The organism is Sulfitobacter dubius, from assembly GCF_900113435.1.
Taxonomy (GTDB): Bacteria; Pseudomonadota; Alphaproteobacteria; order Rhodobacterales; family Rhodobacteraceae; genus Sulfitobacter; species Sulfitobacter dubius.
This window is the reverse complement of sequence record NZ_FOPG01000002.1, coordinates 347011-373220: the sequence shown is the minus strand read 5'-3', so window position 1 is coordinate 373220 and position 26210 is coordinate 347011. Positions and strand designations below refer to the sequence as shown.

23 protein-coding genes are annotated in these 26210 nt (G+C 57.8%); 16 read left to right on the top strand and 7 right to left on the bottom strand.

Going from position 1 to position 26210, the window contains the following annotated elements:
* Positions 1-8: 8 nt before the first annotated feature.
* The 4 genes from mnmG to BM229_RS10495 are packed head-to-tail and all read left to right on the top strand — an operon-like array spanning position 9 to position 4175.
* Positions 9-1871, top strand: coding sequence for a tRNA uridine-5-carboxymethylaminomethyl(34) synthesis enzyme MnmG (gene mnmG / locus BM229_RS10510; RefSeq protein ID WP_093927957.1), 1863 nt, complete (start codon positions 9-11; stop codon positions 1869-1871).
* On the top strand, positions 1868-2473 hold the full coding sequence (gene rsmG / locus BM229_RS10505; RefSeq protein WP_093927596.1) for a 16S rRNA (guanine(527)-N(7))-methyltransferase RsmG: 606 nt from the start codon (positions 1868-1870) through the stop codon (positions 2471-2473). Before mnmG ends, rsmG begins: the two co-directional genes overlap by 4 nt.
* Entirely contained in the window at positions 2466-3263 is a 798-nt protein-coding gene (locus BM229_RS10500) for a ParA family protein (RefSeq protein ID WP_093927595.1), read from the top strand. Before rsmG ends, BM229_RS10500 begins: the two co-directional genes overlap by 8 nt.
* Before the next feature lie 12 nt (positions 3264-3275).
* Positions 3276-4175 (top strand): ParB/RepB/Spo0J family partition protein, encoded by a 900-nt coding sequence (locus BM229_RS10495; RefSeq protein WP_093927594.1) that lies wholly within the window; start codon positions 3276-3278, stop codon positions 4173-4175.
* Here the strand turns inward: BM229_RS10495 and hemW are convergent.
* From hemW to rph, 3 genes are read right to left on the bottom strand one after another with little or no spacing between them, the layout of a single operon-like run.
* Positions 4172-5326: a radical SAM family heme chaperone HemW gene (gene hemW, locus BM229_RS10490; RefSeq protein WP_093927593.1), complete on the bottom strand. Its 1155-nt coding sequence runs from the start codon at positions 5324-5326 to the stop codon at positions 4172-4174. The genes BM229_RS10495 and hemW overlap by 4 nt on opposite strands.
* Complete coding sequence (gene rdgB, locus BM229_RS10485) at positions 5319-5930, bottom strand: RdgB/HAM1 family non-canonical purine NTP pyrophosphatase (protein ID WP_093927592.1); 612 nt, start codon at positions 5928-5930, stop codon at positions 5319-5321. Before rdgB ends, hemW begins: the two co-directional genes overlap by 8 nt.
* A complete protein-coding gene (gene rph, locus BM229_RS10480) occupies positions 5927-6640 on the bottom strand; it encodes a ribonuclease PH (protein ID WP_093927591.1) in 714 nt (237 codons plus the stop codon). The genes rdgB and rph overlap by 4 nt, the downstream gene beginning before the upstream one ends.
* Before the next feature lie 110 nt (positions 6641-6750).
* Between rph and hrcA the strand changes: the two genes are divergently transcribed.
* Both hrcA and BM229_RS10470 read left to right on the top strand, forming a co-directional pair.
* Positions 6751-7815: a heat-inducible transcriptional repressor HrcA gene (gene hrcA, locus BM229_RS10475; RefSeq protein WP_093927590.1), complete on the top strand. Its 1065-nt coding sequence runs from the start codon at positions 6751-6753 to the stop codon at positions 7813-7815.
* A gap of 9 nt (positions 7816-7824) precedes the next feature.
* Complete coding sequence (locus BM229_RS10470; protein ID WP_007118398.1) at positions 7825-8388, top strand: nucleotide exchange factor GrpE; 564 nt, start codon at positions 7825-7827, stop codon at positions 8386-8388.
* Between the two features lie 29 nt (positions 8389-8417).
* Here the strand turns inward: BM229_RS10470 and mutS are convergent, their stop codons facing one another.
* On the bottom strand, positions 8418-11039 hold the full coding sequence (gene mutS / locus BM229_RS10465; protein ID WP_093927589.1) for a DNA mismatch repair protein MutS: 2622 nt from the start codon (positions 11037-11039) through the stop codon (positions 8418-8420).
* A 193-nt stretch (positions 11040-11232) separates the two neighbouring features.
* Here mutS and BM229_RS10460 point away from each other — a divergent pair, with 193 nt between their 5' ends.
* Both BM229_RS10460 and BM229_RS10455 read left to right on the top strand, forming a co-directional pair.
* Positions 11233-13491, top strand: a complete 2259-nt coding sequence (locus tag BM229_RS10460; RefSeq protein ID WP_093927588.1) for an NADP-dependent malic enzyme — start codon at positions 11233-11235, stop codon at positions 13489-13491.
* Positions 13491-14366, top strand: coding sequence for a ribokinase (locus BM229_RS10455; protein WP_093927587.1), 876 nt, complete (start codon positions 13491-13493; stop codon positions 14364-14366). Before BM229_RS10460 ends, BM229_RS10455 begins: the two co-directional genes overlap by 1 nt.
* A 15-nt stretch (positions 14367-14381) precedes the next feature.
* On the opposite strand, the gene msrA is transcribed toward BM229_RS10455, so the two are convergent.
* Positions 14382-15032: a peptide-methionine (S)-S-oxide reductase MsrA gene (msrA, locus tag BM229_RS10450; protein WP_420855251.1), complete on the bottom strand. Its 651-nt coding sequence runs from the start codon at positions 15030-15032 to the stop codon at positions 14382-14384.
* A gap of 168 nt (positions 15033-15200) precedes the next feature.
* On the opposite strand from msrA, the gene BM229_RS10445 reads away from it, so the two are divergent.
* Positions 15201-15908, top strand: a complete 708-nt coding sequence (locus BM229_RS10445; RefSeq protein WP_093927585.1) for a sulfotransferase-like domain-containing protein — start codon at positions 15201-15203, stop codon at positions 15906-15908.
* Positions 15909-15972: 64 nt separating this feature from the next.
* On the top strand, positions 15973-16371 hold the full coding sequence (locus tag BM229_RS10440) for a DUF7282 domain-containing protein (protein ID WP_093927584.1): 399 nt from the start codon (positions 15973-15975) through the stop codon (positions 16369-16371).
* A 149-nt stretch (positions 16372-16520) separates the two neighbouring features.
* Here BM229_RS10440 and BM229_RS10435 read toward each other — a convergent pair whose 3' ends face one another.
* Positions 16521-17747: an argininosuccinate synthase gene (locus BM229_RS10435; protein ID WP_093927583.1), complete on the bottom strand. Its 1227-nt coding sequence runs from the start codon at positions 17745-17747 to the stop codon at positions 16521-16523.
* 124 nt (positions 17748-17871) lie between these two features.
* Here BM229_RS10435 and ilvA point away from each other — a divergent pair, with 124 nt between their 5' ends.
* On the top strand, positions 17872-19104 hold the full coding sequence (gene ilvA / locus BM229_RS10430; RefSeq protein ID WP_208604061.1) for a threonine ammonia-lyase IlvA: 1233 nt from the start codon (positions 17872-17874) through the stop codon (positions 19102-19104).
* Here the strand turns inward: ilvA and BM229_RS10425 are convergent.
* Positions 19045-19539 carry an NUDIX domain-containing protein gene (locus BM229_RS10425; RefSeq protein ID WP_093927582.1) on the bottom strand — a complete coding sequence of 165 codons (495 nt, stop codon included), beginning with the start codon at positions 19537-19539 and terminating at the stop codon, positions 19045-19047. The two genes, ilvA and BM229_RS10425, sit on opposite strands and share 60 nt — an antisense overlap.
* A gap of 76 nt (positions 19540-19615) precedes the next feature.
* Between BM229_RS10425 and hslO the strand changes: the two genes are divergently transcribed.
* The 5 genes from hslO (at position 19616) to BM229_RS10400 (ending at position 26179) form a co-directional block, all read left to right on the top strand.
* Positions 19616-20590: an Hsp33 family molecular chaperone HslO gene (gene hslO, locus BM229_RS10420; protein ID WP_093927581.1), complete on the top strand. Its 975-nt coding sequence runs from the start codon at positions 19616-19618 to the stop codon at positions 20588-20590.
* Position 20591: 1 nt separating this feature from the next.
* The gene (locus tag BM229_RS10415) at positions 20592-21188 is read left to right on the top strand and encodes a CoA pyrophosphatase (RefSeq protein ID WP_093927580.1); all 597 of its coding nucleotides are present in this window, start codon (positions 20592-20594) and stop codon (positions 21186-21188) included.
* Positions 21164-22345: a CCA tRNA nucleotidyltransferase gene (locus tag BM229_RS10410; RefSeq protein ID WP_244152157.1), complete on the top strand. Its 1182-nt coding sequence runs from the start codon at positions 21164-21166 to the stop codon at positions 22343-22345. The genes BM229_RS10415 and BM229_RS10410 overlap by 25 nt, the downstream gene beginning before the upstream one ends.
* A 166-nt stretch (positions 22346-22511) precedes the next feature.
* On the top strand, positions 22512-24350 hold the full coding sequence (locus tag BM229_RS10405) for an ABC transporter ATP-binding protein (RefSeq protein ID WP_093927578.1): 1839 nt from the start codon (positions 22512-22514) through the stop codon (positions 24348-24350).
* Positions 24347-26179 (top strand): ABC transporter ATP-binding protein, encoded by a 1833-nt coding sequence (locus tag BM229_RS10400; protein WP_093927577.1) that lies wholly within the window; start codon positions 24347-24349, stop codon positions 26177-26179. The genes BM229_RS10405 and BM229_RS10400 overlap by 4 nt, the downstream gene beginning before the upstream one ends.
* Positions 26180-26210: the final 31 nt, after the last annotated feature.

The following is a 26210-nucleotide window of genomic DNA, read 5'->3' as shown; positions in this document are numbered from 1 at the left end:
TGTTTCACGTGAAACATTTTGATGTGATCGTGATTGGCGGAGGTCATGCGGGCGCTGAGGCTGCTCACGCATCTGCGCGCCTGGGTGCCAATACCGCACTGGTGACAATGAGCCGTGAAGGTATCGGCGTAATGTCCTGTAATCCCGCAATCGGTGGATTAGGTAAAGGCCATTTGGTCCGTGAGATTGATGCTATGGACGGCGTAATGGGTCGCGTGGCGGATAAAGCTGGTATCCAGTTTCGGCTTCTTAACCGACGGAAGGGCCCGGCAGTTCAGGGCCCGCGTGCGCAGGCTGATCGAAAGATATATCGGACCGAGATGCTTCGCGAGATTGAAACCCAGTCAAACCTCTCCATCGTGGAGGGAGAGGTTGTAGATTTCTTGATGGATGGCGGAGCTGTGTCCGGCGTTCTACTTGCAGACGGAACAGAACTTAGCTCTGTGTCGGTGGTTCTGACGACTGGAACGTTTTTACGGGGTGTGATTCATATCGGCGATGAATCGCATCATGGGGGCCGGATGGGAGATAGGGCTTCCATTAAGTTGGCTGAACGGATCGACTCTTTCGATCTTCCGATGGGCCGACTCAAGACGGGCACACCCCCGCGGCTGGATGGGCGCACTATTAACTGGGATATTCTTGAGGTTCAGCCGGGCGATGAAGAACCCGTTCTCTTCTCCTTTATGTCAGACCGCATCTCAGCCACGCAAGTCGCATGCGGGATCACGCATACCAATCTGAAGACCCACGAGATCATCCGGGACAATCTCGAGCGTTCAGCAATGTATGGCGGGCATATTGATGGGGTAGGGCCGCGCTACTGCCCTTCGATCGAAGATAAAGTCGTACGTTTTGCTGACAAAGAATCTCACCAAGTCTTTTTGGAGCCAGAAGGGACGGACGATCATACTGTATACCCAAACGGGATCTCAACGTCACTCCCTGCGGATGTGCAGGAAAGCTACGTACGTAGTATGGTCGGGTTGGAGAACGCAGTTATTCTTCAACCTGGTTACGCAATTGAATATGATTACGTTGACCCCCGGGCATTGTCGTTAACCTTAGCCGTACGATCCGTGCCGGGCTTGTTCCTAGCAGGTCAGATTAACGGTACAACGGGTTACGAAGAAGCAGCGGCGCAAGGTTTGGTTGCGGGCTTGAATGCTGCGCTTGTAGCTCAGGAACGTGATAGTATCTCTTTCAGCCGATCTGACAGCTACATAGGCGTGATGATTGATGATCTCACAACCCGTGGCGTCACTGAACCCTACCGGATGTTCACATCTCGCGCAGAATTTCGGTTGTCCCTGCGGGCTGATAATGCCGACCAGCGGTTGACGCCGCTTGGAATCGAACTGGGATGCGTGTCAATGGAAAGAAGAGCCAGATTTGAAGCGAAAGTCGAAGCACTTGAGATTGCGAAGGCACGTCTTTCTGACCGGGCATTCACCCCTAAAGAACTCCTCACTTCCGGCCTGAACGTCAATCAGGATGGGTCAAAGCGCACTGGATTGCAGGTATTGGCCTTCCCAGATCTCCAGTTTGAGGACCTGATTTCGCTTATCCCAGAGCTAGCAGAAATCCCTGACGAGGTTAGGAGGCAGGTTGAGCGTGATGCACTTTATGCAACTTACATTGAGCGCCAGCGAAAAGAAATTGATGTTCTGAAAAAGGATGAGATGTTAGTCATTCCAAATACATTCGACTTCAATGAGCTTTCGGGGCTCTCTAATGAGCTGAAGGCCAAGATTTCTAAGGCGCGGCCCGAAACAATGGCTCAGGCGGCGCGGATTGATGGGATGACCCCTGCTGCACTTACATTGATTTTGGCGCGGATTAAACGGGGCGTGGGGAAGAAGTCTGTATGAGCGATCTCGGAGCGCTAAATGTTTCACGTGAAACATTGGATAAGCTGAGCGGGTTTGCCGAGCTCGTCAGAAAATGGAACCCGAAGATAAACCTGGTTTCTAAGTCTAGTTTAGAAGACCTTTGGAAAAGGCATATTGTTGACTCCGCTCAGCTATTTGACCTTGCCGAAGGCGAAGGTCGCTGGATTGATCTAGGCAGCGGCGGGGGGTTTCCTGGAATCGTCGCTGCTGTTCTTAACCAAGAGAAGAAAAGGTTCCAGATTACGCTCATCGAAAGCGACCAGAGAAAGTGCGCTTTCCTAAGGACTGCGATTCGGGAGTTGGAGCTGTCTGCGACGGTAAAAAATGAACGGATAGAAATACTCGAAACTCAAGAAGCTGACGTCCTCTCCGCTCGCGCGCTAACTGATCTGAAGAAACTTCTTAGGTTCTGTGAAATGCATCTCAAATCCTCTGGCGTTGCGCTTTTTCCGAAAGGAAAAAGCTGGAAGGAAGAAGATGAAGCGGCGCGGCAACTGTGGTCTTATGAATGCGATGCTATTAAAAGTAAGACAGACCCAGACGCGGCCATTTTAAGAATCAAGGAAATCACTCGTGTCTGACCTTTCCCGGCCAACCGGACCAAAAATCATCGCTATTGCGAACCAGAAGGGTGGTGTGGGAAAAACGACCACTACAATAAACCTAGCAGCTGCGCTCGCCGAAGCTGGGAAGCGGATCCTTGTTGTCGACCTCGACCCGCAGGGGAACGCATCCACGGGTCTTGGGATCGAAGTTGAGGATCGCGAGTATACAACATACGAACTTCTTCTAGACGATATCGAGCCGGAGCAGGTTATACAGAAGACCGAAACCGAAGGTCTTTTCATCGTTCCAGCGACGGTGGACCTTAGCTCTGCGGATATTGAACTGTTCGCGAATGAAAAGCGTAGTTTCCTCCTCCATGATGCATTGCGCCAAACGCAGATGGATCAGTTCCAGTTCGATTATATCCTCATCGATTGTCCTCCGTCTTTGAACCTTTTGACGGTGAATGCGATGATTGCAGCGCATTCTGTACTCGTACCGTTACAAAGTGAATTCTTCGCGCTCGAGGGACTTTCGCAGCTTATGCTGACAATCCGTGAGGTCCGCCAGAGTGGGAACAAAGACCTGCGCATTGAGGGGGTTCTCCTTACGATGTACGATCGGCGCAATAACCTGTCGCAGCAGGTCGAGAATGACGCGCGCGCGAATTTGGGAGAGCTTGTCTTCCAAACAGTGATCCCACGGAATGTTCGGGTAAGTGAAGCGCCGAGCTTTGCAATGCCGGTTCTAAGCTATGACCCATCCTCGAAAGGGGCGGTGGCGTACAGGGATTTGGCGTTGGAGCTAACAAAAAACAATGGTTAACAAGGTGGCAGTATGGCAGATAAACAAGAGCGTAAACGGGGTCTTGGTCGGGGGCTTTCGGCGCTAATGGCTGACGTTGCAGAGACAGAGAGCGTGGCCGCTAAGGGGGCCGCGGCGGCGGAGCAGTTTGTTCCGATCGAGCGGATTAAACCGAATCCAGATCAGCCGCGGAAGCGGTTTGAACAGGAGAACCTCGATGATCTCGCGGCATCGATTCGCGAGAAAGGGGTCATTCAGCCTCTTATCGTTCGGGCGATGAATGACGGGAACTTTGAGATCGTGGCGGGTGAGCGGCGCTGGCGCGCTTCGCAAATTGCTAAGGTGCACAGCCTCCCGGTTATCGTACGTGAGTTCACCGACGTCGAAGTGCTCGAAGTCGCGATTATTGAAAACATCCAACGTGCCGATCTTAACTCGGTCGAGGAAGCAGCTGGTTATCGACAGCTCATGGATAAATTCGGGCACACCCAAGAAAAGATGGCCGAAGCGCTTGGCAAGAGCCGGAGCCATATTGCGAACCTCTTGCGCCTTCTGAACCTACCTGAGCCAGTGCAGGAGATGGTGCGCCAGAATGAACTGAGCGCAGGCCATGCGCGGGCGCTGATTCCTGCGAAAGACCCGATGAAGCTGGCGCAGCAAATTATCAAGGGCGGTCTATCCGTGCGTGCGACCGAGGCCTTAGTTAAGAAAGATCACGCTGGCGAGCGTGGTAATATGGTAAATAAAGACCGCCTCTCGCAGCGCTCAGAGAAAGATGCTGACACACAGGCGCTTGAAGGCGATTTGTCAGCCAATCTGGGAATGAAGGTGGTTTTGGACCACAAGCCGGGCCAAGAAGCTGGCAAGGTAACATTGCATTATACGTCGCTTGATCAGTTGGACGAGATCTGCCGCCTATTGGGCGGAGCCTAGGGAAGAAGCGTTTCGATCACGGCGTTCAATACGATAACGCCCTGATCTGAAACGATTAACCGATCACCTTCGCGCGCCGCCATACCGATATCTTGCAAGTGATTGACAGCGTTTTGATCAATCTCATGCCCGGCAATGGCGGCGTAGCGGTTGAGGTCAACGCCTTCTTTCAGGCGCAGGCCCATCAAAAGAAACTCGGTTGCTTGTTCGCTCCGGCTTATCATTGCTCTGGGCTTTTCAGATTCGCACTTCGAAACTCCATCAAGCCAGCGCTGCGGATTGCTATAAGCCACGGTAGCTAGCTTTTGACCTTTTAAGGTTATCCGTCCATGCGCACCGGGGCCAATCCCGATGTAGTCGCCATAACGCCAATAGATCAGGTTGTGCCGGGATTGTGCACCGTCCCGTGCATGGTTCGAAACCTCATAGGCGGGCATGCCCATTTCATTGCAGATATCCTGCGTCATGGCGAACATATCCGCGCCGAGGTCTTCGTCCGGCAAACCACTTAGCTTGCCGCGAGCGTACCGATCCCCAAATGCAGTGCCTTGTTCGATTGTAAGCTGATAGAGGGAAATATGATCTATCGCGAGTGATAGGGCCTGCTTTAGCTCTGCTTTCCACTGGGCAGCAGTTTGATCCTGCCGACCGTAGATGAGATCAAAGCTCACCCGATCGAACGAGCTGCGTGCAGTATCGAAAGCTATCATAGCCTCTTGGGCAGAGTGCAGCCGGCCGAGGCGTTTTAGATCGGCGTCGTTTAGGGCCTGAATGCCCATTGAGACCCGGGAAACACCGGCCTGCCGATAGGCGGCGAAACGGCCTGCTTCTACAGAACCGGGATTGGCTTCGAGCGTTATTTCGAGATCATTGGCTGTAGGCCAGTGGCCTCTAATGGCAGAAATGATGTCTGCTACGACATCGGGGTCCATCAGGCTGGGTGTGCCGCCACCGAAGAAAACCGCATTGAGGACACGCCCGGGGGTCTCGTCGGCAGCGCGCTGTAGCTCGCTTAGGTAGGCGTCGCGCCAAGCACGTTGGTCAATCGTCCGGCTGACATGCGAATTGAAGTCGCAGTAGGGGCATTTCGCTTCGCAAAATGGCCAATGGATATAGAGACCGAAGCCACCTTGTTGCCAATCTTCAGCCAAAACAGCCTGCAATCAATTTTGCAAAGGCATCCGCGCGGTGGCTGATGCTGTTTTTCTGTTCGGCGTCCATTTCGGCAAAAGTGTTGTCATGTCCATCCGGCTGGAACATCGGGTCATATCCGTGACCTTGCTTGCCGCGCATTGGCCAGACCAAGGTACCGTTAACCTTCCCGACGAAGACCTCATCGTGGCCGTCGGGCCATGCCAGCACTAGAGTTGCGCAGAAACGGGCCCGACGGGGGTGGGGGGCGTTCTTCTCTTCCAGCAGGTTGTGGGTCTTGGTCATGGCCATGATGAAATCACGGCCATTTTCGGTTTCGGCCCAATCGGCGGTATAGACGCCGGGGGCGTTGTCGAGCGCTTCAACCTCAATGCCGGAATCGTCGGCTAGTGCGGGCATTCCGGTGGCCTTGGCAGCGGCATGTGCCTTAATCCGCGCATTTCCAACAAAGGTGTTTTCAGTCTCTTCCGGCTCGGGCAGCTGCATCTCTGCCGCGCCGACCACGGTCACCCCATGAGGTGCAAAGAGTTGGCCCATTTCCTCAAGCTTGCCCGCGTTATGCGTCGCAATCAGAATACGGTTTTCGGTGAATTTGCGGGTCATGAAGTAACCGATTTCTGGACTTCCGCTAATTCTCCAACGCCTTTTTCGGCCAGGTCCATCAGCTGGTTCATTTGGTCACGGGTATAGGTAGAGCCTTCGGCGCTCATCTGTACTTCGATCAACTTGCCAGAACCGGTCATGATAAAGTTACCGTCGACGCCTGCTTCAGAGTCCTCAGGGTAGTCGAGATCAAGCACCGGCTGGCCCGCATAGATACCGCAGCTCACCGCGGCGACAGGATCAACCAGCGGATCAGAGACGACATCACCCGCTTTCATCAGCTTGTTCACGGCCAAACGCAGCGCGATCCAGCCGCCGGTGATCGATGCGCAGCGCGTGCCGCCATCGGCCTGAAGCACGTCACAATCGACGGTGATCTGACGCTCGCCCAAAGCAGACCGGTCAACGCCTGCGCGCAGGGCGCGACCGATCAGGCGCTGGATCTCGACCGTGCGACCGCCTTGCTTACCCGAAGCGGCCTCTCGCCGCATCCGCGTGTTGGTCGCGCGGGGCAGCATGCCGTATTCGGCGGTGACCCAACCCAGACCCGAACCTTTGATAAACGGTGGCACGCGGTCTTCGAGCGTAGCGGTGCAAAGCACATGGGTATCGCCCATCTTGATCAGGGCCGACCCTTCGGCGTGTTTGGTGAAACCTGTCTCGATCGAGACGGCGCGCATTTCATCGAGTTTCCGGCCAGAGGGACGCATGACATATCCTTTTTGATGTTGCCCGGGGATACCGCCCCACAAGGCTTTGATGCAACCCCGATTGACGTTTGCCCGGCTTGTACCTTTATTAGACATGAGAGCGAGCATAGATGAAAAACACGCCTGAACTGCTGAAAGACATGAATGACCGATCCCGCGAAGTGTTTCGCCGGGTGGTCGAAGGCTATTTGGAAAACGGTGATCCGGTCGGCTCGCGGACGCTCACGCGGGATTTCAGTGAAAAAGTGTCGGCGGCGACGATCCGTAATGTTATGCAAGACCTTGAATATCTGGGTCTGTTGAACAGCCCGCATGTATCTGCTGGGCGTATTCCGACGCAGTTGGGGTTGCGGATGTTCGTCGATAGCATGATCGAAATCGGCGACCCTACCGAGCTTGACCGCGAGAAGATCGATGCGACATTGGGCAACAATTCATCCGATGTCGGTGGGTTGCTGGATCGTATCGGCTCAGCCCTGTCGGGTGTTACCCATGGGGCGTCCCTGGTTTTGACGCCAAAGCACGAAGCACCAATCAAACACATTGAATTTGTCTCACTTTCGCCAGATCGGGCGCTGGTGGTGTTGGTTTTCTCAGACGGGCATGTAGAGAACCGGTTGTTCACCCCGCCGCCGGGCCAAACCCCAAGTTCGATGCGTGAGGCAGCAAACTTTCTCAACGCTTTTGTCGAAGGAAAGACGATTAGCGAGTTACAGCGCAGCATCAAACAGGAGATTGCCAAGCACCGCCAAGAGATTGACGTGCTGGCGCAGCAACTGGTCGAAAGCGGTGCGGTGCTGTGGGATGCGGAAGGGGAGCATTCCGAGCGTTTGATCGTGCGCGGCCGGTCGAATCTGCTGGGCGGAGAGGCGGAGGCCGAAGACCTTGACCGTATCCGCAGCCTTTTCGACGATCTTGAGCGCAAGCGGGACATCGCCGAATTCCTCGAACTGGCCGAGGATGGGGACGGTGTGCGCATTTTTATCGGCTCCGAAAACAAACTTTTCTCACTTTCGGGTTCCTCTCTGGTCGTTTCCCCTTATATGAACGCTGATCGTAAGGTGATCGGCGCGGTGGGTGTCATTGGCCCGACACGCTTAAATTATGGACGTATCGTGCCGATTGTGAATTACACGGCACAACTGGTGGGAAAGCTGATTTCCGACCGGAACTAGAGGTGGAACATGGCAGAGCCGAAAGAAAACGACTTTTTGGACGAGATCGACAGCGCCGAAGCTGAAGAATACGCCGAAGACATGGCCGAAATTGACGAGGAAGCCCTTGCGGTGGAAGAGTTGCGCGCCGAACGCGATCAGTATCGCGACCGTTTCATGCGCGCGCTGGCCGATGCGGAGAACGCCCGCAAGCGGTCCGACAAGGACCGGCGCGAAGCCGAGAACTACGGTGGCTCTAAGCTGGCCCGCGACATGCTGCCGGTCTACGACAACATGAAACGCGCGTTGGAAACCACGACGGATGAACAGCGCGAAGCCTTGGGTCCGTTGTTGGAGGGTATCCAGCTTACAATGCGTGAGCTGCTAAGCGTTTTCAAAAAGCATGGCATCGAAGTGATCGCACCCGAGGTTGGCGATAAGTTCGACCCGAAGCACCACGAAGCGATGTTTGAGGCCCCCGTGCCTGGCACCGTGGCGGGCGAGATCATTCAGGTCGCCGCCGAAGGGTTTATGCTGCACGACCGTCTGCTGCGCCCGGCGCAGGTTGGGGTGTCTTCGACCCCAGCGAGCTAAGCTCAGTCAGATATCTTTGAAAGAGGCGGTCAGGATTTGGCCGCCTCTTTCAGTTTATAGATCAGCTCAAGCGCTTCACGGGGGGAGAGTTCATCGGGGATGATCTCTTTCAGTTTTTCCTCAACTGCGGAGGATTTGGTTTCTTTGGGCTGTGGGGCAGGGCTGACCGCAAAGAGTGGCAGATCGTCGATTAGTGTTTTCTGAGTGGCGCCACCTTCGCGCTCGCCCTTCTCCAACGCTTCGAGCACCACGCGGGCGCGGGCGATTACGGGTGCGGGCAGGCCCGCCAGTTGGGCGACCTGCACGCCGTAAGACCGATCTGCGGCCCCCTTACGGACCTCGTGCAAGAAGACGACCTCGCCCTCCCATTCCTTAACCGCCACCGTGGCGTTATCGACGCCGGGCAGCTTGCCTGCCAGCGCCGTCATTTCGTGGTAATGGGTGGCAAATAGCGCGCGAGCGCGGTTCACGTCGTGCAAATGCTCAAGCGTGGCCCATGCGATTGACAGACCGTCATAGGTGGCCGTGCCGCGCCCGATCTCATCAAGGATCACCAGCGCGCGGTCGTCGGCTTGGTTCAAGATCGCTGCGGTTTCGACCATTTCAACCATAAAGGTAGAGCGGCCCCGCGCCAGATCGTCCGAAGCGCCAACGCGACTGAAAAGCTGGCTCACGATGCCGATATGGGCCGAGCCTGCGGGCACGTAGCTGCCCATCTGTGCCATCAGCGCGATAAGTGCATTCTGTCGCAGAAAGGTCGACTTACCCGCCATGTTAGGGCCGGTCAGAAGCCAGATGTTTGCCGCTTCGCCATCAGCGCTGAGGTCGCAGTCATTGGCGATGAAAGGCTCGCCGGATTGTTGCGCCAATGCGCGTTCCACGACCGGATGCCGCCCGCCTTCGATCTCGAAGGCGCGGGACATATCAACGCGGGGGCGGGTCCAGTTTTCGCTGCGGGCAAGATCGGCCAAGCCTGCGGCCAGATCTACCTCGGCCAGACCAGCGGAGGCTTGGCCGATCTCTGCCGCATGGTCCAAAATCGCACTCCGTAAGCTTTCGTAGAGACGTTTCTCGATCTCCTGCGCATGGTTGCCGGCGTTAAGGATTTTGGTCTCCAACTCAGACAGTTCGACGGTGGTAAAGCGCACTTGGTTCGCCGTTGTCTGACGGTGGATGAATGTTTCCGACAAGGGCGGGGAAAGCATCTTTTCCGCATGGGTGGCGGTGCATTCGACGAAATATCCCAGCACATTGTTATGCTTGATCTTTAGCGACGAAATCCCCGTGTCAGAGACGAATTGCTGCTGCATGCCCGCGATCACGCCGCGCCCTTCGTCGCGCAGTTCTCGCGCGGCGTCGAGGTCAGCGTCATAGCCGGGTGCGATAAAGCCGCCGTCGCGTACCATCAGGGGTGGTTCGGCGACCAAGGCGTGATCCAACAGGTCAATGAGGTCGCCATGACCCTGTAGCCCTTCGGCAGCCTCACGCAGAAGTTCCGGCAGATCCTGTTGGATTAGGGTCTGATGCAAGGCCTCCGCTTCGATTAACCCGTTGCGGATCGCGGCAAGGTCGCGCGGGCCGCCCCGATCCAACGACAGGCGCGAGAGCGCCCGGTCGAGATCTGGCACATTGCGCAGTCTTTGCCGGATGTCTTGCGCGATACGGGCATTGTCATAGGCAAAGCTCACCGCATCGGCGCGGGCGGTGACAACATCGACCACCCGAGAGGGGCTTGAGATCCGCCGCTCCAACAGCCGCGCGCCCCCGGCTGTTGCGGTATTGTCCATGATCGCTAGCAAAGACCCGCCGCGACCGCCGTTAAGCGAATGCGTCAATTCCAGATTGCGTCGGGTCGCCGCATCGATCTGAACGGTACGGGCTTCGGCCTCTTTCTGTGGGGGGCGCAGTAGGGGTAGATTACCACGTTGTGTGATAGTGAGGTATTCTATTACCGCACCCATCGCGGAAACTTCGGCGCGGGTGAAGGTCCCAAATGCTTCCAATGTCGCGATGTCGAAAAGGTCGCAGACCCGCTTTTCCGCACTGGTGCTGTCAAAGGCCGATCGGGCCAAGCCGGTCAGCGCAATCCCGAAATCAGAGACGACATCGTGCAATTCGCTCTCTTTGGCCTCGGATACGATCAACTCAGACGGCGACAGCCGCGCGAGCTCTGGCCTAAGACGCACCTGCGCCAGCGGCATGACGTGAAACGCACCGGTAGAGATATCGACCCAGGCCATCGCGCAGGCATCCCGCACCTCGGCAAAGGCGGCAAGGTAGTTATGGCGGCGTGCTTCCAACAGGCTCTCTTCGGTCAGCGTGCCGGGGGTCACTAGCCGCACCACATCGCGCTTCACGACTGATTTATGACCGCGCTTCTTGGCCTCGGCAGGGCTTTCCATTTGTTCGCAGACAGCTACCCGAAACCCTTTGCGGATCAGGGTCAGCAGATAGCCCTCGGCAGCATGAACCGGCACGCCGCACATGGCGATGTCTTTGCCCTGATGCTTGCCGCGTTTGGTCAGCGCAATGTCGAGCGCCTCGGCGGCGGCAACGGCGTCGTCAAAGAACATCTCATAAAAGTCGCCCATGCGGTAGAACAGCAGCGCATCCGCGTGGTCCGCTTTAAGCTCGAGATATTGCGCCATCATTGGCGTTACTTTTTCTGTCTGCACGGCTGCCCCCTGTTGCAGCGCAGACCCTACAAAACCCCCCGGCGCAGCGAAAGGGGGGGGCGGCGACTCAGGCGGTCTTTGTCATGCGATTTTCCCTGACGCGGCGCTTGCGTTGTGCTGAACTCTGTTCGTGGCTAAGAAGATTCCAAAGCAGCAAAAGGGTAATGTCGTGACGAGAAAGAACCGTATCACCTCTGAAGAGGCGCTTGCCTTTCACCTCGAACCGACGCCTGGCAAGTTTGAGATCTCGGCCACCGTACCGATGACTACTCAGCGGGACCTCAGCCTTGCCTACTCCCCCGGTGTGGCCGTGCCCTGCGAGGCGATCGCGGAAAACCCCGAAACGGCCTATGACTACACCAATAAGGGCAACCTTGTCGCTGTGATCTCAAACGGGACGGCGGTGCTAGGCTTGGGGAATTTGGGCGCGCTGGCGTCCAAGCCGGTGATGGAGGGCAAGGCGGTTCTGTTCAAACGCTTTGCGGATGTGAACTCCATCGATATCGAGTTGGATACCGAGGACACCGAGGCTTTCATAAACGCCTGCAAGCTGATGGGGCCAACCTTTGGCGGCATAAACCTCGAAGACATCAAGGCACCTGAATGTTTCATCATCGAGCAGCGGCTCAAAGAAGAAATGGATATTCCCGTCTTTCATGATGACCAACACGGCACGGCGGTGATCTGCGCAGCGGGTCTAATCAACGCATTGCATCTGTCAGGTAAAAAGATCGAAGATGTGCGCATCGTGCTGAATGGGGCAGGCGCTGCGGGGATCGCCTGTCTAGAACTGCTTAAGGCCATGGGCGCGAAACACGACAATTGCATCATGTGCGACACCAAGGGCGTTATCTACCAAGGCCGGACCGAGGGTATGAACCAGTGGAAATCGGCCCATGCTGCCAATACCGAGCTGCGCAGCCTCGAAGAGGCGATGAAGGGGGCGGACGTTTTCCTCGGCGTTTCGGTTAAGGGTGCGGTGACGCCTGCGATGGTTGCCTCCATGGCCGATAACCCGGTGATTTTTGCCATGGCGAACCCGGATCCAGAGATCACCCCCGAAGAGGCGCATGAGGTTCGGATGGACGCCATCGTCGCCACCGGACGGTCGGATTACCCGAACCAAGTCAACAACGTGCTGGGCTTTCCCTATCTCTTCCGCGGAGCGCTGGATATTCACGCCCGCGCGATCAACGACGAGATGAAGATCGCCTGTGCGCACGCCTTGGCCCAATTGGCGCGTGAGGATGTGCCGGACGAGGTGGCACTGGCCTATGGTAAGACCCTGACCTTCGGTCGCGATTACATCATCCCGACGCCTTTCGACCCGCGCTTGATCCACCGGATCCCACCTGCCGTAGCAAAAGCGGGGATGGACACCGGGGCCGCGCGCCGTCCGATCATCGACATGGACGCCTATGAATTGGGTCTGAAATCGCGGATGGACCCAACTGCCAGCATTCTGCGCGGCATCAATGCGCGGGCTCGGGCGAACCAAGCGCGGATGATCTTTGCCGAGGGCGATGATCCCAAAGTACTGCGCGCGGCGGTGATGTACCAGCGTGCGGGCCTTGGCAAGGCGCTGGTCGTGGGGCGCGAGGACGACGTGCGCGCCAAGCTGGAAGCCAGCGGCATGGAAGATGCAGTGCGCGAGTTGGAGGTGGTGAACGCTGCCAATACGCAGCATTTGGAAACATACAAAGATTTCCTTTATGGCCGTCTGCAGCGCAAAGGGTTTGACCGCAAAGATATTCACCGCCTCGCCTCGCGCGATCGTCACGTCTATGCGGCGCTGATGCTGGCACATGGCCATGGCGATGGTCTGGTGACCGGGGCCACCCGCAAGTCGGCGCATGTTTTGGAACGGTTGAACCATGTCTTTGACGCAAATGCCGAAGCCGGAGCCGCAGGGATCACGGCGCTGCTGCATAAGGGGCGGATCGTCTTTATTGCCGATACGCTGGTGCACGAATGGCCTGACGAAAACGATCTGGCAAATATCGCTGAAAGCGGTGCCCGCGTAGCACGGCATCTGGGGCTAGAGCCGCGGGTGGCCTTTGTCAGCTTCTCGACCTTTGGCTACCCCGTCTCGGAGCGCGCCGAAAAGATGCACCTCGCGCCCGAAGTGCTTGACCAGCGCGGCGTCGATTTTGAGTACGAGGGCGAAATGACCGTCGACGTGGCTCTGAACGCCGCCAGCCAGGCGAACTACCCGTTCTCACGGCTGACGGGGCCAGCCAACATCCTCGTGGTGCCGGCGCGACATTCGGCCAGCATCTCGGTCAAGCTGATGCAGGAAATGGCGGGGGCTACGGTGATCGGGCCGATTTTGACCGGTCTCGATAAGTCGATCCAGATTTGTTCCTCTAACTCCACCGCGAATGACATCCTCAACATGGCCATTCTCGCGGCCTGCAAGGTGGGCTGATGATCTGGAATCTCGGCTCTATCAACGCGGATAACTTTTATCTGCTGCCTCATCTGCCAGGGCCGGGAGAGACCATTTCGGCCCGGAACTTCCGGCAAGGGCTGGGCGGTAAGGGGGCCAATATGTCGGTTGCCGCTGCGCGGGCCGGGACGCGGGTGATGCATGTCGGTGCGCTTGGTGCCGATGGCGGCTGGGCGTTGGAGCGGCTGCTGGAATATGGGGTGGAAACGGCGCATATCACCTTGATGGAAGGGGTGACCGGTCACGCGAATATCGCCGTCGATCTTGAGGGGGAGAACAACATCGTCATCTTCCCCGGGACCAATCATGAGATCACCGAGGAAATGATCGGCGCGGCGCTGAGTGAGGCATCTGCGGGCGACTGGCTGTTGATGCAAAACGAAACCAACGGGCAGCGTTTCGCGGCGCAGACGGCCAAGACCTTGGGCTTGCGTCTGGCCTATGCAGCGGCACCTTTTAATGCGGAGGCCGTGACAGCGATTATCGAGCAGATTGATTTGCTGGTGCTTAATGAGGTTGAAGCGGCACAGCTTCGGGCGGCTACCGGGGGTGAATTACGTCAATTGCCTGTCGATGACATTGTGGTGACGTTGGGTTCGGAAGGCTGTGAATGGATCTCTAACAAGACACATCGCGTTGAAACATTCCCCGCTTATAAGGTTGATGCAGTGGATACGACGGGAGCCGGAGACACTTTTACTGGATATCTGGTGGCCGGGCTGGACCGGGGAATGAACATGCCGCAGGCAATCGATCTGGCGATGCGGGCCGGAGCCTTGATGGTCATGCGCCACGGAACAGCGGATGTGATCCCCGACCTCAAAGAGATCGGGGAACATGATTTTAGTGACTAGCCGAAGAATTAGAGCTTATTTAACGAAGGGCGCGGCGCTGCCCCAAAGCTGTTTTACGCGCGCATCACGGCCACAGCCGTTGCGGTAGCGTTTGTAGGCTACTGATTTCTTAACGGCTACACCTACACTGCTGAACGCCAGCCGTTCGCTGCTTTTGTAGTAGTCTTGATGGTAATCTTCGGCCGGATAGAACGGTGCATCGCCTAGGATCGGGGTCACGATCTGAGTGCCAAGTGCGGCCTGTGCCTCGGCCTTCGCCGCTTCTGCCGCGCTTTTTTGGGCGGCGTTGCTAGCAAAGATCGCCGTACGGTAGCTTTCCCCACGGTCACAAAACTGACCGCCGGCGTCCGTAGGATCAACCGAACGGAAAAACAGATCAAGCAGCGTATCGCGGCTGACCACGGCAGGGTCGAACTGGATCTGCACCGCTTCATAGTGGCCAGTGTTGCCGCCGGTGACTTCTTTGTAGGTCGGGTTTTTGGTACGGCCGCCTGCGAAGCCTGAAACGGCTTCTTTTACACCTTTCACGGATTCAAAATCCGCTTCTACACACCAAAAGCAGCCGCCTGCTACGGTCAGCACCTCTGTCTCTGCCGCCGCAGCGGGTCGGTTCTGCATCACGAACCCAAGTGTGATGGCAAGGGTCAGTATTGCGGGCTTAAACATTGAATTTCGGAACATGATGGTCCTCCTCTGGCAAATGGTTGCCGCTGGGACGCAGGTAGCGCAAGGCCGAGACGGGGAAAGTCACGCTGTGGTGAAGGCAATTTACCACTTGGCTTAAAGCGGTGATCTTTCTAGCGTCGCAGGTTGAACTGCAATTGGGAGAGTTTCATGCGTATCGCGATGTGGTCCGGGCCACGCAATCTGAGCACGGCGATGATGTATAGTTTTGGGGCGCGTCAGGACTTTACCGCGATAGATGAGCCTTTCTATGCAGCCTATCTGAAGGTCACTGGTCTGGACCACCCGATGCGCGGCGCGGTGCTGGCTGCACAGGAACAAGACCCTGCATTGGTCCCCAACGGGTTTGTACAGGACGGCGCGCGGCACCTTTATATGAAACATATGGCGCAGCATATGGTTGATGGGTTTCCGCTGGATTGGGCGAAGGACTGCGTGAACGTCCACCTCATCCGGCATCCTGCGCGGGTGATTTCTAGCTACGCGGAAAAACGCGAAGAGCCACGCTTGGCCGATATTGGTTTTGAGCGTCAGGTCATGCTGTATGAACATCTTGGTGGGGTAATCATTGATAGTGCAGATATCCGCGCGGATCCCGAATGTATGCTGCGCAAACTATGCACGGCGGTAAATTTACCCTTTGATCCCGCAATGTTGCACTGGTCTGCCGGGCCACGACCTGAAGACGGCGTTTGGGCGCCGCATTGGTACGGGGCCATCCACAAAAGCACCGGTTTCGCAGGCCCCGAAGGAGCATTGCCCGAACTTAACCGAACTCAGCAAGAGGTCTTGGAAGAGGCTATGCCCTATTATGAGAAGCTTTTTACCAAGCGGATAAAATTAAAACGACAAATTTGAAACTTCTGGTCTCCTTCTTCGTGAATATAGCGGCTGCAAATGGGGGACGAAGTAAATGAGAAGTATGACAAGCACCCTAATCGCCTTGGCGATGGTTACGGGTGGTGCTTGCGCCGATGCATATGCCACTGCCATGGCCGAAGCATCAGACGATGATTTTTCTTATACCGCTGTAAGTGCGGAAAAGGTTATCGCGGATGAAAACGGTTGGTTAATAATGTACCGGACCGATGAAGAAATGAAACCCGGCGCAGTGATTGGCGTTGCCCCACTGCGCGCCGGGGAGGCCAAAGAAATCGCCCCGGTGCTGCAAGATGAGGTCGAAGAGGACGATATGGTTATGATGATCGTTCAGCCTGAAGGTAGCGACGCAAAGCAGACGGTGTTCGATGTTAAGCCGGAAGAGGGCCAGCCGAACAAACCGAAGGGTGCATTGGTGATGAAGGTAGTGAACACGGAGTGATGTATCTTGGCGCTTGTTAAGAAAAAGACTCAGGTGGAAACGCCTGAGCCTTCTTCTTTTGGCGCCCTTGGAGGAGGCCGCTGGGGGCGCTGCCCCCGGACCCCCGCGGGTATTTAAGAAAGGATGAAGGGGAAGGGGGCTTCCGCGCTTCAGCTTTTGAGACGTTTGTCGCGGGCGGCGAGCAGTTTGAGGCGCAGGGCGTTCAGTTGGATGAAGCCTGCGGCATCTTTCTGGTCATAGGCGCCGGCGTCGTCTTCGAAGGTCACATGGGCTTCGGAGTAGAGGCTGTGATCGGACCAGCGCCCTACGGTGCGCACATGGCCTTTGTAGAGTTTCAGGCGCACGGTGCCGGTGACGTGGGTTTGGCTGGCGTCGATGGCGGCTTGCAGCATCATGCGTTCGGGGCTGTACCAGAAACCGTTGTAGATCAACTCTGCGTACTTCGGCATCAGCTCGTCTTTGAGGTGCATGGCACCGCGGTCGAGCGTGATGGATTCGATGCCGCGGTGGGCTTCGAGCAGCAGGGTGCCGCCAGGGGTTTCGTAGATGCCGCGGGACTTCATACCGACAAAACGACCTTCGACGAGATCGAGACGACCGCAGCCGTGTTTGCCGCCAAGCTCGTTAAGTTTCGTGAGGATCGTGGCGGGGGACATGGCTTCGCCGTTGATGCTGACGGCATCGCCGCGCTCGAAGCCGATTTCGACGTATTCAGGGGTGTCGGGTGCGTCTTCGGGGCTGACTGTGCGCTGGTAGACGTAGTCGGGTGCATCGACGGCGGGGTCTTCGAGGACTTTGCCTTCGGACGAGGTGTGCAGGAGGTTGGCATCGACAGAGAATGGCGCTTCGCCGCGTTTGTCTTTGGCGATCGGGATTTGGTTTTCTTCCGCGAAGGCCAGAAGTTTCGTGCGGCTCGACAGATCCCATTCGCGCCAAGGGGCGATCACTTTGATGTCAGGGTTCAGCGCATAGGCGGCCAGTTCAAAGCGAACTTGGTCGTTGCCTTTACCGGTGGCGCCGTGGGCGACCGCATCGGCGCCAGTTTCTTCGGCGATCTCTACCAGACGTTTGGAGATCAGCGGACGGGCGATTGAAGTGCCTAGCAGGTAGAGACCTTCATAAACAGCATTGGCGCGGAACATCGGGAAGACGAAATCGCGCACGAATTCTTCGCGGACGTCTTCAATGTAGATGTTTTCTGGGGCGATGCCCATCATCTCAGCTTTCTTGCGAGCCGGTTCTAGCTCTTCGCCTTGGCCGAGGTCGGCGGTGAAGGTCACCACTTCGCAGCCATATTCGGTTTGTAGCCATTTCAGGATGATCGAGGTATCGAGGCCGCCGGAATAGGCAAGCACGACTTTCTTGGGCGCGGACATGACGGGGTTCCTTTCAAGTTCGCTCTGCGAGGTAGCGGTTTTCGCGGGCGCGGGCAAGATTGAAGCCTGCGTTGACCTATGCAGGCTGCGCGCCTATCGACGAATGGCAGCAAGGAGAGCACAGATGGCGGATGATTTTGCACAAAAAGCACAGGCGGCGGCAGAGGCGTTGCGGGTGTTGTTTCCGGCCACACCACTGTTGCGGAATGAGCATCTGTCGGAGCGTTTTGACGCGGATATTTGGTTGAAACGCGAGGATTTGAGCCCTGTACGCTCTTACAAGCTGCGTGGCGCGTTCAATGCGATGCGCAAGGTGATCCCGGGGCAGGGGCTGTTTGTCTGTGCCTCGGCAGGAAACCATGCACAGGGGGTGGCTTTTGCCTGTAGCCATTTCGGGGTGCGGGGTGTGATTTTTATGCCGGTGACGACGCCACAACAGAAAGTGCAGAAGACCCGCATTTTTGGCGGCGATAACATCGAGATCCGGCTGGTCGGGGATTATTTCGACGCCACTCTGGCCGCTGCGCAGAACTTTTGCCGGGATGAGGGGGCGCATTTCCTGTCGCCCTTTGACGACGAGGATGTGATTGAGGGGCAGGCATCTGTTGCCGTTGAAATTGCCGAGCAATTAGGGCGGGTGCCAGACCGGGTGATCTTGCCGGTGGGCGGCGGCGGCCTGTCTTCGGGGGTGGTCAGTTATTTTGGCGACACCTGTGATTACACATTCGTAGAACCTGCCGGTGCGCCGAGCTTGGCGCGGGCGTTGGAAGTGGGGGCGCCGGTCGATGTCTCTCCGATTGATAACTTTGTCGATGGCGCCGCAGTGGCTAAGATAGGTGCGCGGACGTTTGAGCGGCTTCGCGGGGTGAACCCTGCGGATGTGGTGCATCTGCCGGAGGACCGTATCTGCGTGACGATCAATGAGATGTTGAATGTCGAGGGCATCGTGTTGGAGCCAGCAGGCGCGCTGTCGATTGATGCGCTGGGCGAAGTGGCGGATCAAATTGTAGGCAAAACGGTGGTCTGTGTGGCCTCAGGCGGTAACTTCGATTTCGAGCGTTTGCCTGAAGTTAAGGAGCGAGCGCAGCGCTATTCCGGGGTCAAGAAATATTTCATCCTGCGCATGCCGCAGCGGCCCGGCGCCTTGAAAGAGTTCCTGATGATGCTTGGGCCTGATGATGACATTTGCCGCTTTGAGTATCTTAAAAAGTCAGCGCGCAATTTTGGTTCGGTTTTGATCGGGATCGAGACACGGCAGCCTGAGAGCTTTAGGCCTTTCTTGGAGCAGTTGGGACAATCAGGTTTTACCTATACGGACATTACCAACGACGAGACGTTGGCGCAGTTTGTTTTGTGATGTGAAGTAACGTTCTAGAAACAGCCTGTCGCCCTCATTCGCGAGGGTTGCCACGGCCTCGCTGGCAGATAGCACCAGTGTGGCATGGTGTTGTTCTGTCGGTTCGGCAATCTGGCGCACAGGGTGGGCGACGTAGATATGGCAGATTTTCTGCGCCCAAAGATCGTAATCCTTCATATAGGTGAAACGGCGGAACGCACCCAGACGGCGCGGGCGGGCGATGCGCCAACCGGTTTCTTCCAGCACTTCGCGGTGCAGCGCTTGAAGAGGGGATTCACCAGCCTCAATGCCGCCACCGGGCAGTTGCACTTCGGTCTCGTCGCCCATTTCAAGCGTCATCAAAAAGCGGCTTTGCAGCGGCAGAATGGCATAGGCGCCGGGGCGGGGCGTGTAGGTTTGGCCGGGCTGCGGTGCGCGGCCTGTACGTCTGATCATCTGCTGCCCCTTTTTCCATGGGTTGCTGCGCCTATATAGACGCGGTATGCCAAGCGGCCCCCGATAAGGAAACCCGATGACCCAAGGAACTAAAATCGCGTGGGACGATACCGTTCTGCCCTTTCAGCTTGATGATGTCGACATGCGCGGCCGCGTGGCGCGGCTTGATGGCGTGTTGGAAGGCATCCTGAAGCAGCACGATTACCCGCCGCAGGTTGAAGCTTTGGTGGCCGAAATGGCTTTGCTGACCGCTTTGATCGGTCAGACGATCAAACTGCGTTGGAAACTGTCGCTACAGGTGCAATCCAAAGGTGCCGTGCGGATGATCGCTACCGATTACTACGGCCCCGAAAAGGAAGGCGAGGCTGCGCGCATCCGCGCCTATGCCAGCTATGATGCAGATCGGCTGACCGATGACGCCCCGTTTGAACAGATCGGCGAAGGCTATTTCGCGATCATGATCGACCAAGGCAAAGGCATGACCCCCTATCAGGGCATCACGCCGCTGGCCGGCGGGTCTTTGGCCGCCTGTGCCGAAGCCTATTTTGCGCAGTCCGAACAGTTGCCGACCCGTTTTTCGCTAAGCTTTGGTAAATCGTCCGGTCCGGATGAGCCGGAGCACTGGCGCGCTGGCGGAATCATGTTGCAACATATGCCCAAAGCCTCCCCGCTGGCGGCATCGGGCGAGGGGACTGGCGATGTCCTCAAGGCCGACGACTTGGTCGAAGGCGATGAGGCCGAGAACTGGAACCGCGTCAATATCCTGCTCGGCACGGTCGAGGAGTTGGAGTTGATCGGCCCCAGCGTGCCACCCACCGACCTGCTGCTGCGATTGTTTCACGAGGAACAACCGCGGGTCTATGATGCGCAGCCGGTGCGTTTTGGGTGTACTTGCTCCGAAGATCGCGTGCGCCAAAGCCTTTCGATCTACTCGGCTCGCGACATCGAGAAAATGACGACGGACGAGGGCCGGGTGACCGCCGATTGCCAATTCTGCGGCGCGCATTATGACCTCGACCCGGCCACGGTCGGTTTCGACGCCAAGGCCTAAGGTGAGCGATCGATTCCAGTCTTTCCGCGAGGCGCTCGCGCAGACAGGGGTAGAATCCTCTGATTTTGACCTGAACCCGGAGGTCACTTTGCCTGAGGGGCGTAGCCTGCGGCCTGCGGGCGTGCTTGCGCCGGTGATTGATACGGGTGCAAGATTGGAACTGATCCTCACCAAACGCTCTTCGGCGTTGAAACATCACCCCGGACAGATAGCCTTTCCGGGGGGCAAACAAGACGGCGGCGATGCGGATGTCATCGCCGCCGCCCTGCGCGAAGCCCGCGAAGAGATCGGCCTGCCGAGCGACATCGTGGATGTCTTGGGCGTTCTTCCGGCCCATGAGACCGTGACCGGCTTTAACGTGACCCCCGTGATCGGCTATGTGACGCGCGATTTCACCGTGGTGCCAGAGCCCGGCGAGGTTGAAGAGGTGTTTCGCGTGCCGCTGGACCATGTGCTGAACCCCAGCAATTACCTTGTCCATTCCCGGCGTTGGCGCGGCCAGCGGCGGTATTATTACGCCGTGCCCTACGGCCCCTATTACATCTGGGGCGCGACCGCGCGTATGTTGCGGGCATGGGCGACGCGAATGAACAGATGATTCCAGCTTCGACGCGCTGGTTGCAGGACGAAGATGCACAGCGGGTCTGCCGCGTGGTGCAGGACGGCGGGCATCGTATCTATTTCGTCGGTGGTTGCGTGCGCGACGCGCTGCTGGGCCTGCCGGACAGCGATGTGGATCTCTCCACCGATGCGACACCTGAAACGGTGATGGCGCTGGCCAAGGCCGCCGGGGTCAAGGCTGTGCCGACAGGGATCGACCATGGTACGGTGACGTTGGTTTCTGGCGGCAAGCCGTTCGAGATCACCACCTTTCGCCGCGATGTCAAAACAGATGGCCGCCGTGCGGTTGTGGCTTTCTCGACCGATATCACCGAGGACGCGCGGCGCCGCGATTTCACGATGAATGCGCTTTACGCCACGCCGGACGGCCAGGTGCTTGACCCGCTGGGCGGGCTGCCTGACCTACGCGCGAAACGCCTGCGTTTTATCGAAGACGCGGGGCAGCGCATTCGCGAAGATTATCTGCGCACCCTGCGCTATTTTCGTTTCATGGCGTGGTATGGCGATCCGGAGGTGGGGCCGGAACCTGATGCGCTGGACGCGATCGCATCAAATTTGGACGGGCTAGAGACTCTTTCGGCAGAGCGTGTGGGCCAAGAATTTAAAAAGCTGCTCCGCGCTCCTGATCCCGCGCCAGCATTGGCGTTGATGCGCCAGACCGGCGTTTTGCCGGTGCTCTTGCCGGGGAGCGATGACCGCTGGATATCCACGCTGGTCCATTTCGAGCAGGCGCTGGAGCTGGCTCCGGATTGGTTGGTTCGTCTGGCTGCGCTGGGCGGAGAGGGAGTGGCTGGCCGTCTGCGGCTAAGCAGGGTCGAAGCCAAACGTCTTGCGCTATTTCAAGAACAGGGCTTTGCGGGGCTACCCCTGTCAGAACTGGCTTATCGGCACGGAGTTGAAGCGGCGCGCGGCGCTGCATTGCTGCGGGCCTGTTTGGCTGAAGAATTGCCCGAAAGCGCCGTATTAGAGACGATAACTCGCGCAGCTTCCGCGCGGTTTCCCGTGTCGGCCAAGGATCTGATGCCGAAGTTTAAAGGCCCTGAGTTGGGGTATGAGATTGCTCGGTTAGAGCAAATTTGGATCGCTTCCGATTTCTCCCTGTCCCGCGCGGAACTGCTGTCCGAGGCAAGCTAGGTCGACATCGACGCCGATTTCGGCTATCCAAGCTGCATTGCAAGGGAGATGTGCGAAATGTACCGCGGGATCTGGTTCAGCTAAGCTAGCATAACCATTAGCTCCATAGCGGCTTTGCCATTGGGCATCGCCAATCATTTTGCACGTTTGTTTCCAAGGCCTCCCCATGTTCCGATTTTTCGAAAACCTCGTAGATCCCTATGTTGCCTATCGCGAAAAGGACCACCCGCCGCAGGGGCTTTGGCCCTTTTTGCGGGATTATGCGCAGCCCTTTAAAAAGGTCTTCGTCCTCGCCGGGGTGATGGCGATCCTTGTGGCTGCGATTGAGATTGGTCTGATCTACTACATGGGCCGGATCGTTGACCTGCTCGGCAGCGATCCCGCGCAGATGTGGGAGGACTACGGGACCGAACTGATCCTTGTCGCCCTCGCGGTGCTGTTCCTGAGACCCTTGGTGCAAGCCTTCGACGTGATGCTGCTGAACAACGCCATCCTGCCGAACTTTGGCACCCTGATCCGTTGGCGGGCGCATCGGCATGTCTTGCGGCAATCGGTCGGTTGGTTTGAGAATGACTTCGCCGGGCGTATAGCCAATCGCATCATGCAAACACCCCCCGCGGCGGGGGAGGTGGTGTTCCAAGTCTTCGATGCGATCTCTTACTCGCTGGCCTATATGATCGGCGCGGCGATTTTGCTTTCTACCTCTGATATCCGTTTGTTAGTGCCGCTTTTGGGGTGGTTTATCCTCTACGCTGGCTTGGTGGCATGGACGATCAAACGGGTCGGCCCAGCCTCCAAAGCGGCGTCAGATGCGCGGTCTCAGGTGACGGGGCGCGTGGTAGATGCCTATACGAATATCCATTCGGTCAAGATGTTCGCGCATCATGATCTAGAGGTCGACTTTGCCGGAGAGGCCATCGAAGAGGCGCGGCGTACCTTTCAGGGCGAGATGCGGATTTTCAGCATCATGGATGTGGTGCTGACCCTTCTTAACGGCATGTTGATCGTGGGTATTGTCGGCTGGGGGCTGGTGCTTTGGATGGCGGGCGAAGCGAGCGTTGGCGTCGTGGCCGCTGCCGCCGCGCTGGCGCTGCGGCTTAACTCCATGACCGGCTGGATCATGTGGGCGCTGTCGAGTTTCTTCCGCGAATTGGGTGTTGTGGCCGAGGGGATGGAGACCATTGCCCAGCCCCTTGCCCTGACCGACCGACGCGATGCGCCGCCCTTGAAGCTGACCGAAGGGCGGATCGAGATGGCAGATCTAAGCCACCACTACGGGCGCGAGAGCGGCGGGGTTCAGGGCATCAATATCATCGTACAACCGGGCGAGAAGATTGGCCTTGTTGGCCGTTCCGGCGCGGGGAAATCGACGCTCGTGAAGCTGATGCTGCGGTTCTATGACGCCGAAGCGGGGCAGATCCGGATCGACGGGCAGGACATCTCCCAAGTCCGGCAAGACAGTTTGCGGCGGCATATCGGTGTCGTGCAGCAGGATTCCTCGCTGCTTCATCGTTCGGTGCGTGAGAACATTCTCTACGGCCGCCCCGACGCCAGCGAGGCCGAGATGGTCGCGGCGGCGAAACAGGCGCAGGCGCATGAGTTCATTCTTGATCTGACAGATCCGGAGGGGCGCGCGGGCTATGATGCCCGTGTCGGCGAACGGGGTGTGAAACTCTCCGGCGGGCAGCGTCAGCGCATCACTCTGGCGCGGGTGATCCTGAAGAACGCGCCGATCTTGCTGCTGGATGAGGCAACCAGCGCGCTCGACAGTGAGGTGGAGGCGGTCATTCAGGAAACACTCTATGGCATGATGGCTGGCAAGACCGTCATCGCCATCGCGCACCGGCTGTCTACAATTGCCGAGATGGACCGAATTCTTGTTTTGGATCAGGGACGTATCGTCGAAGAAGGCACCCACGACGCGCTTTTGGAGAAAGCTGGCCTATATGCAGCCTTCTGGCACCGTCAGTCGGGCGGTTTTCTCGCATTGGATGACAAGACGTGAGCATTTCGAACTGGATCAACCCGTTTCACCCCGCTGATGGCCCGCCGCCGCAAACGCTGGGGGCCTTCATGCGCTGGTGTCTGTCGGGGGCTTGGCCGGTGCTTTGGCTTGCCGCGCTCCTTTCCGCCGCCGCTGGCGCGATGGAGGCGGGCACGGCGTGGATATTGGGCAAGGTCATCGACGCTACGGTCAGCGCGGGGCCAGAGCGGTTCTTCGAAGGCAGCAGTCTGGTGCTGGTGCTGGGCGCGGTCGCGTTCTTTCTTGTGGCACGTCCCGTGCTGTTCGGCCTGTCCTCGGCCTCGAACGCGATCATGGTGCAGCCCAATGTGAACCCGCTGGTGTTGTCGCGTCTGCACCGTTGGACGCTGGGGCAAAACGTAAATTTCTTTGACGAAGACTTCGCCGGACGCATCGCGCAAAAGCAGATGCAGGCCGCGCGGGCGGTGACAGATGTGGCAGCCGAGGTGATCAACGTGGTGGCCTTTGCGCTGGCCTCTCTCGTCGGGTCGGTTGCGCTGCTCTTGGCGATTGACTGGCGCGTGGCGGTTGGGTTTTCAGTCTGGCTGGTGATGTATCTAGCGCTGATCAACTGGTTCCTGCCCCGGGTCCGCAAGCGGGCGGCGGGCCGTGCCGGGGCGCGGGCGATGGTGTCGGGGCAGGTGGTGGATACGATCACCAACATTAAAACGGTGAAACTCTTTGCCCATGCCGATCACGAAGACCGAGCAGCGCTTTCCGCAATGCAAAGCTTTCGTGCCCGGGCGTTGGAGTTCGGCTATCTCGCCGCCGGGTTCCGGCTGGCGCTGATGAGTCTTGCGGGGCTTTTGCCAGTTTTGCTGATGGGCGGGACAATCCTGCTATGGCAGCGCGATATGGCAAGCGAAGGCGATATCGTCGCCTCCGGTGCCATTGCGATCCGTATTGCGCAGATGACGGGCTGGGTCTCTTTCACGCTGATGGCGATATATTCCAATATCGGTGAGGTCGAGGACGGCATGCGCACCCTGACGCCGCGCGTGCGGTTGGATGATGGGCCTGATGCGCAGAAATTGGTCGTGGAGGCCGGGCAGATCGAGTTGCGTGACCTCGGTTTTGCCTATGGCCGCCAGACCGGCGGGATCGATCAGATTTTGCTTACCATCAAACCGGGCGAGAAGCTGGGGATTGTTGGTGCCTCGGGGGCAGGGAAATCGACACTCGTGGCGCTGCTCTTGCGGCTCTATGAACCGGAGCAGGGCAAGATTTTGATAGACGGAGTGGATACATCGGAAGTCACGCAAGAGAGCCTGCGTCGCAATATCGGCATGGTTACGCAGGAGACGGCGATGTTCAACCGCTCCGCGCGGGATAACATCCTCTACGGCCGCCCCGACGCGACAGAGGCCGAGGTCATCGCCGCCGCCGAACGGGCCGAGGCGCATGAGTTTATCCAGCAGCTCGAAGATCACAAAGGTCGCCACGGCTATGACGCGCATCTGGGGGAGCGTGGGGTGAAGCTTTCGGGCGGCCAGCGCCAGCGCATCGCCTTGGCCCGCGCCATCCTGAAAGACGCGCCGATACTGGTGCTGGATGAGGCGACAAGCGCCCTTGATAGCGAGGTCGAGGCCGCGATTCAGCAGACCCTTGACCGGGTGATGGAGGGCAAAACCGTGCTGGCCATCGCCCACCGCCTGTCGACCCTGACCGAAATGAACCGCATCATGGTGCTGGACGCAGGTCGCATCGCAGAGATTGGCAGCCATGCCGATTTGCTTGCCCAAGACGGGCTTTATGCGCGCTATTGGCATAGGCAGTCGGGCGGGTTTCTGGATGTGAAGGCGGCGGAATAGGCTTTCCCAGTCGCCTTTGCCGCGCTATGGG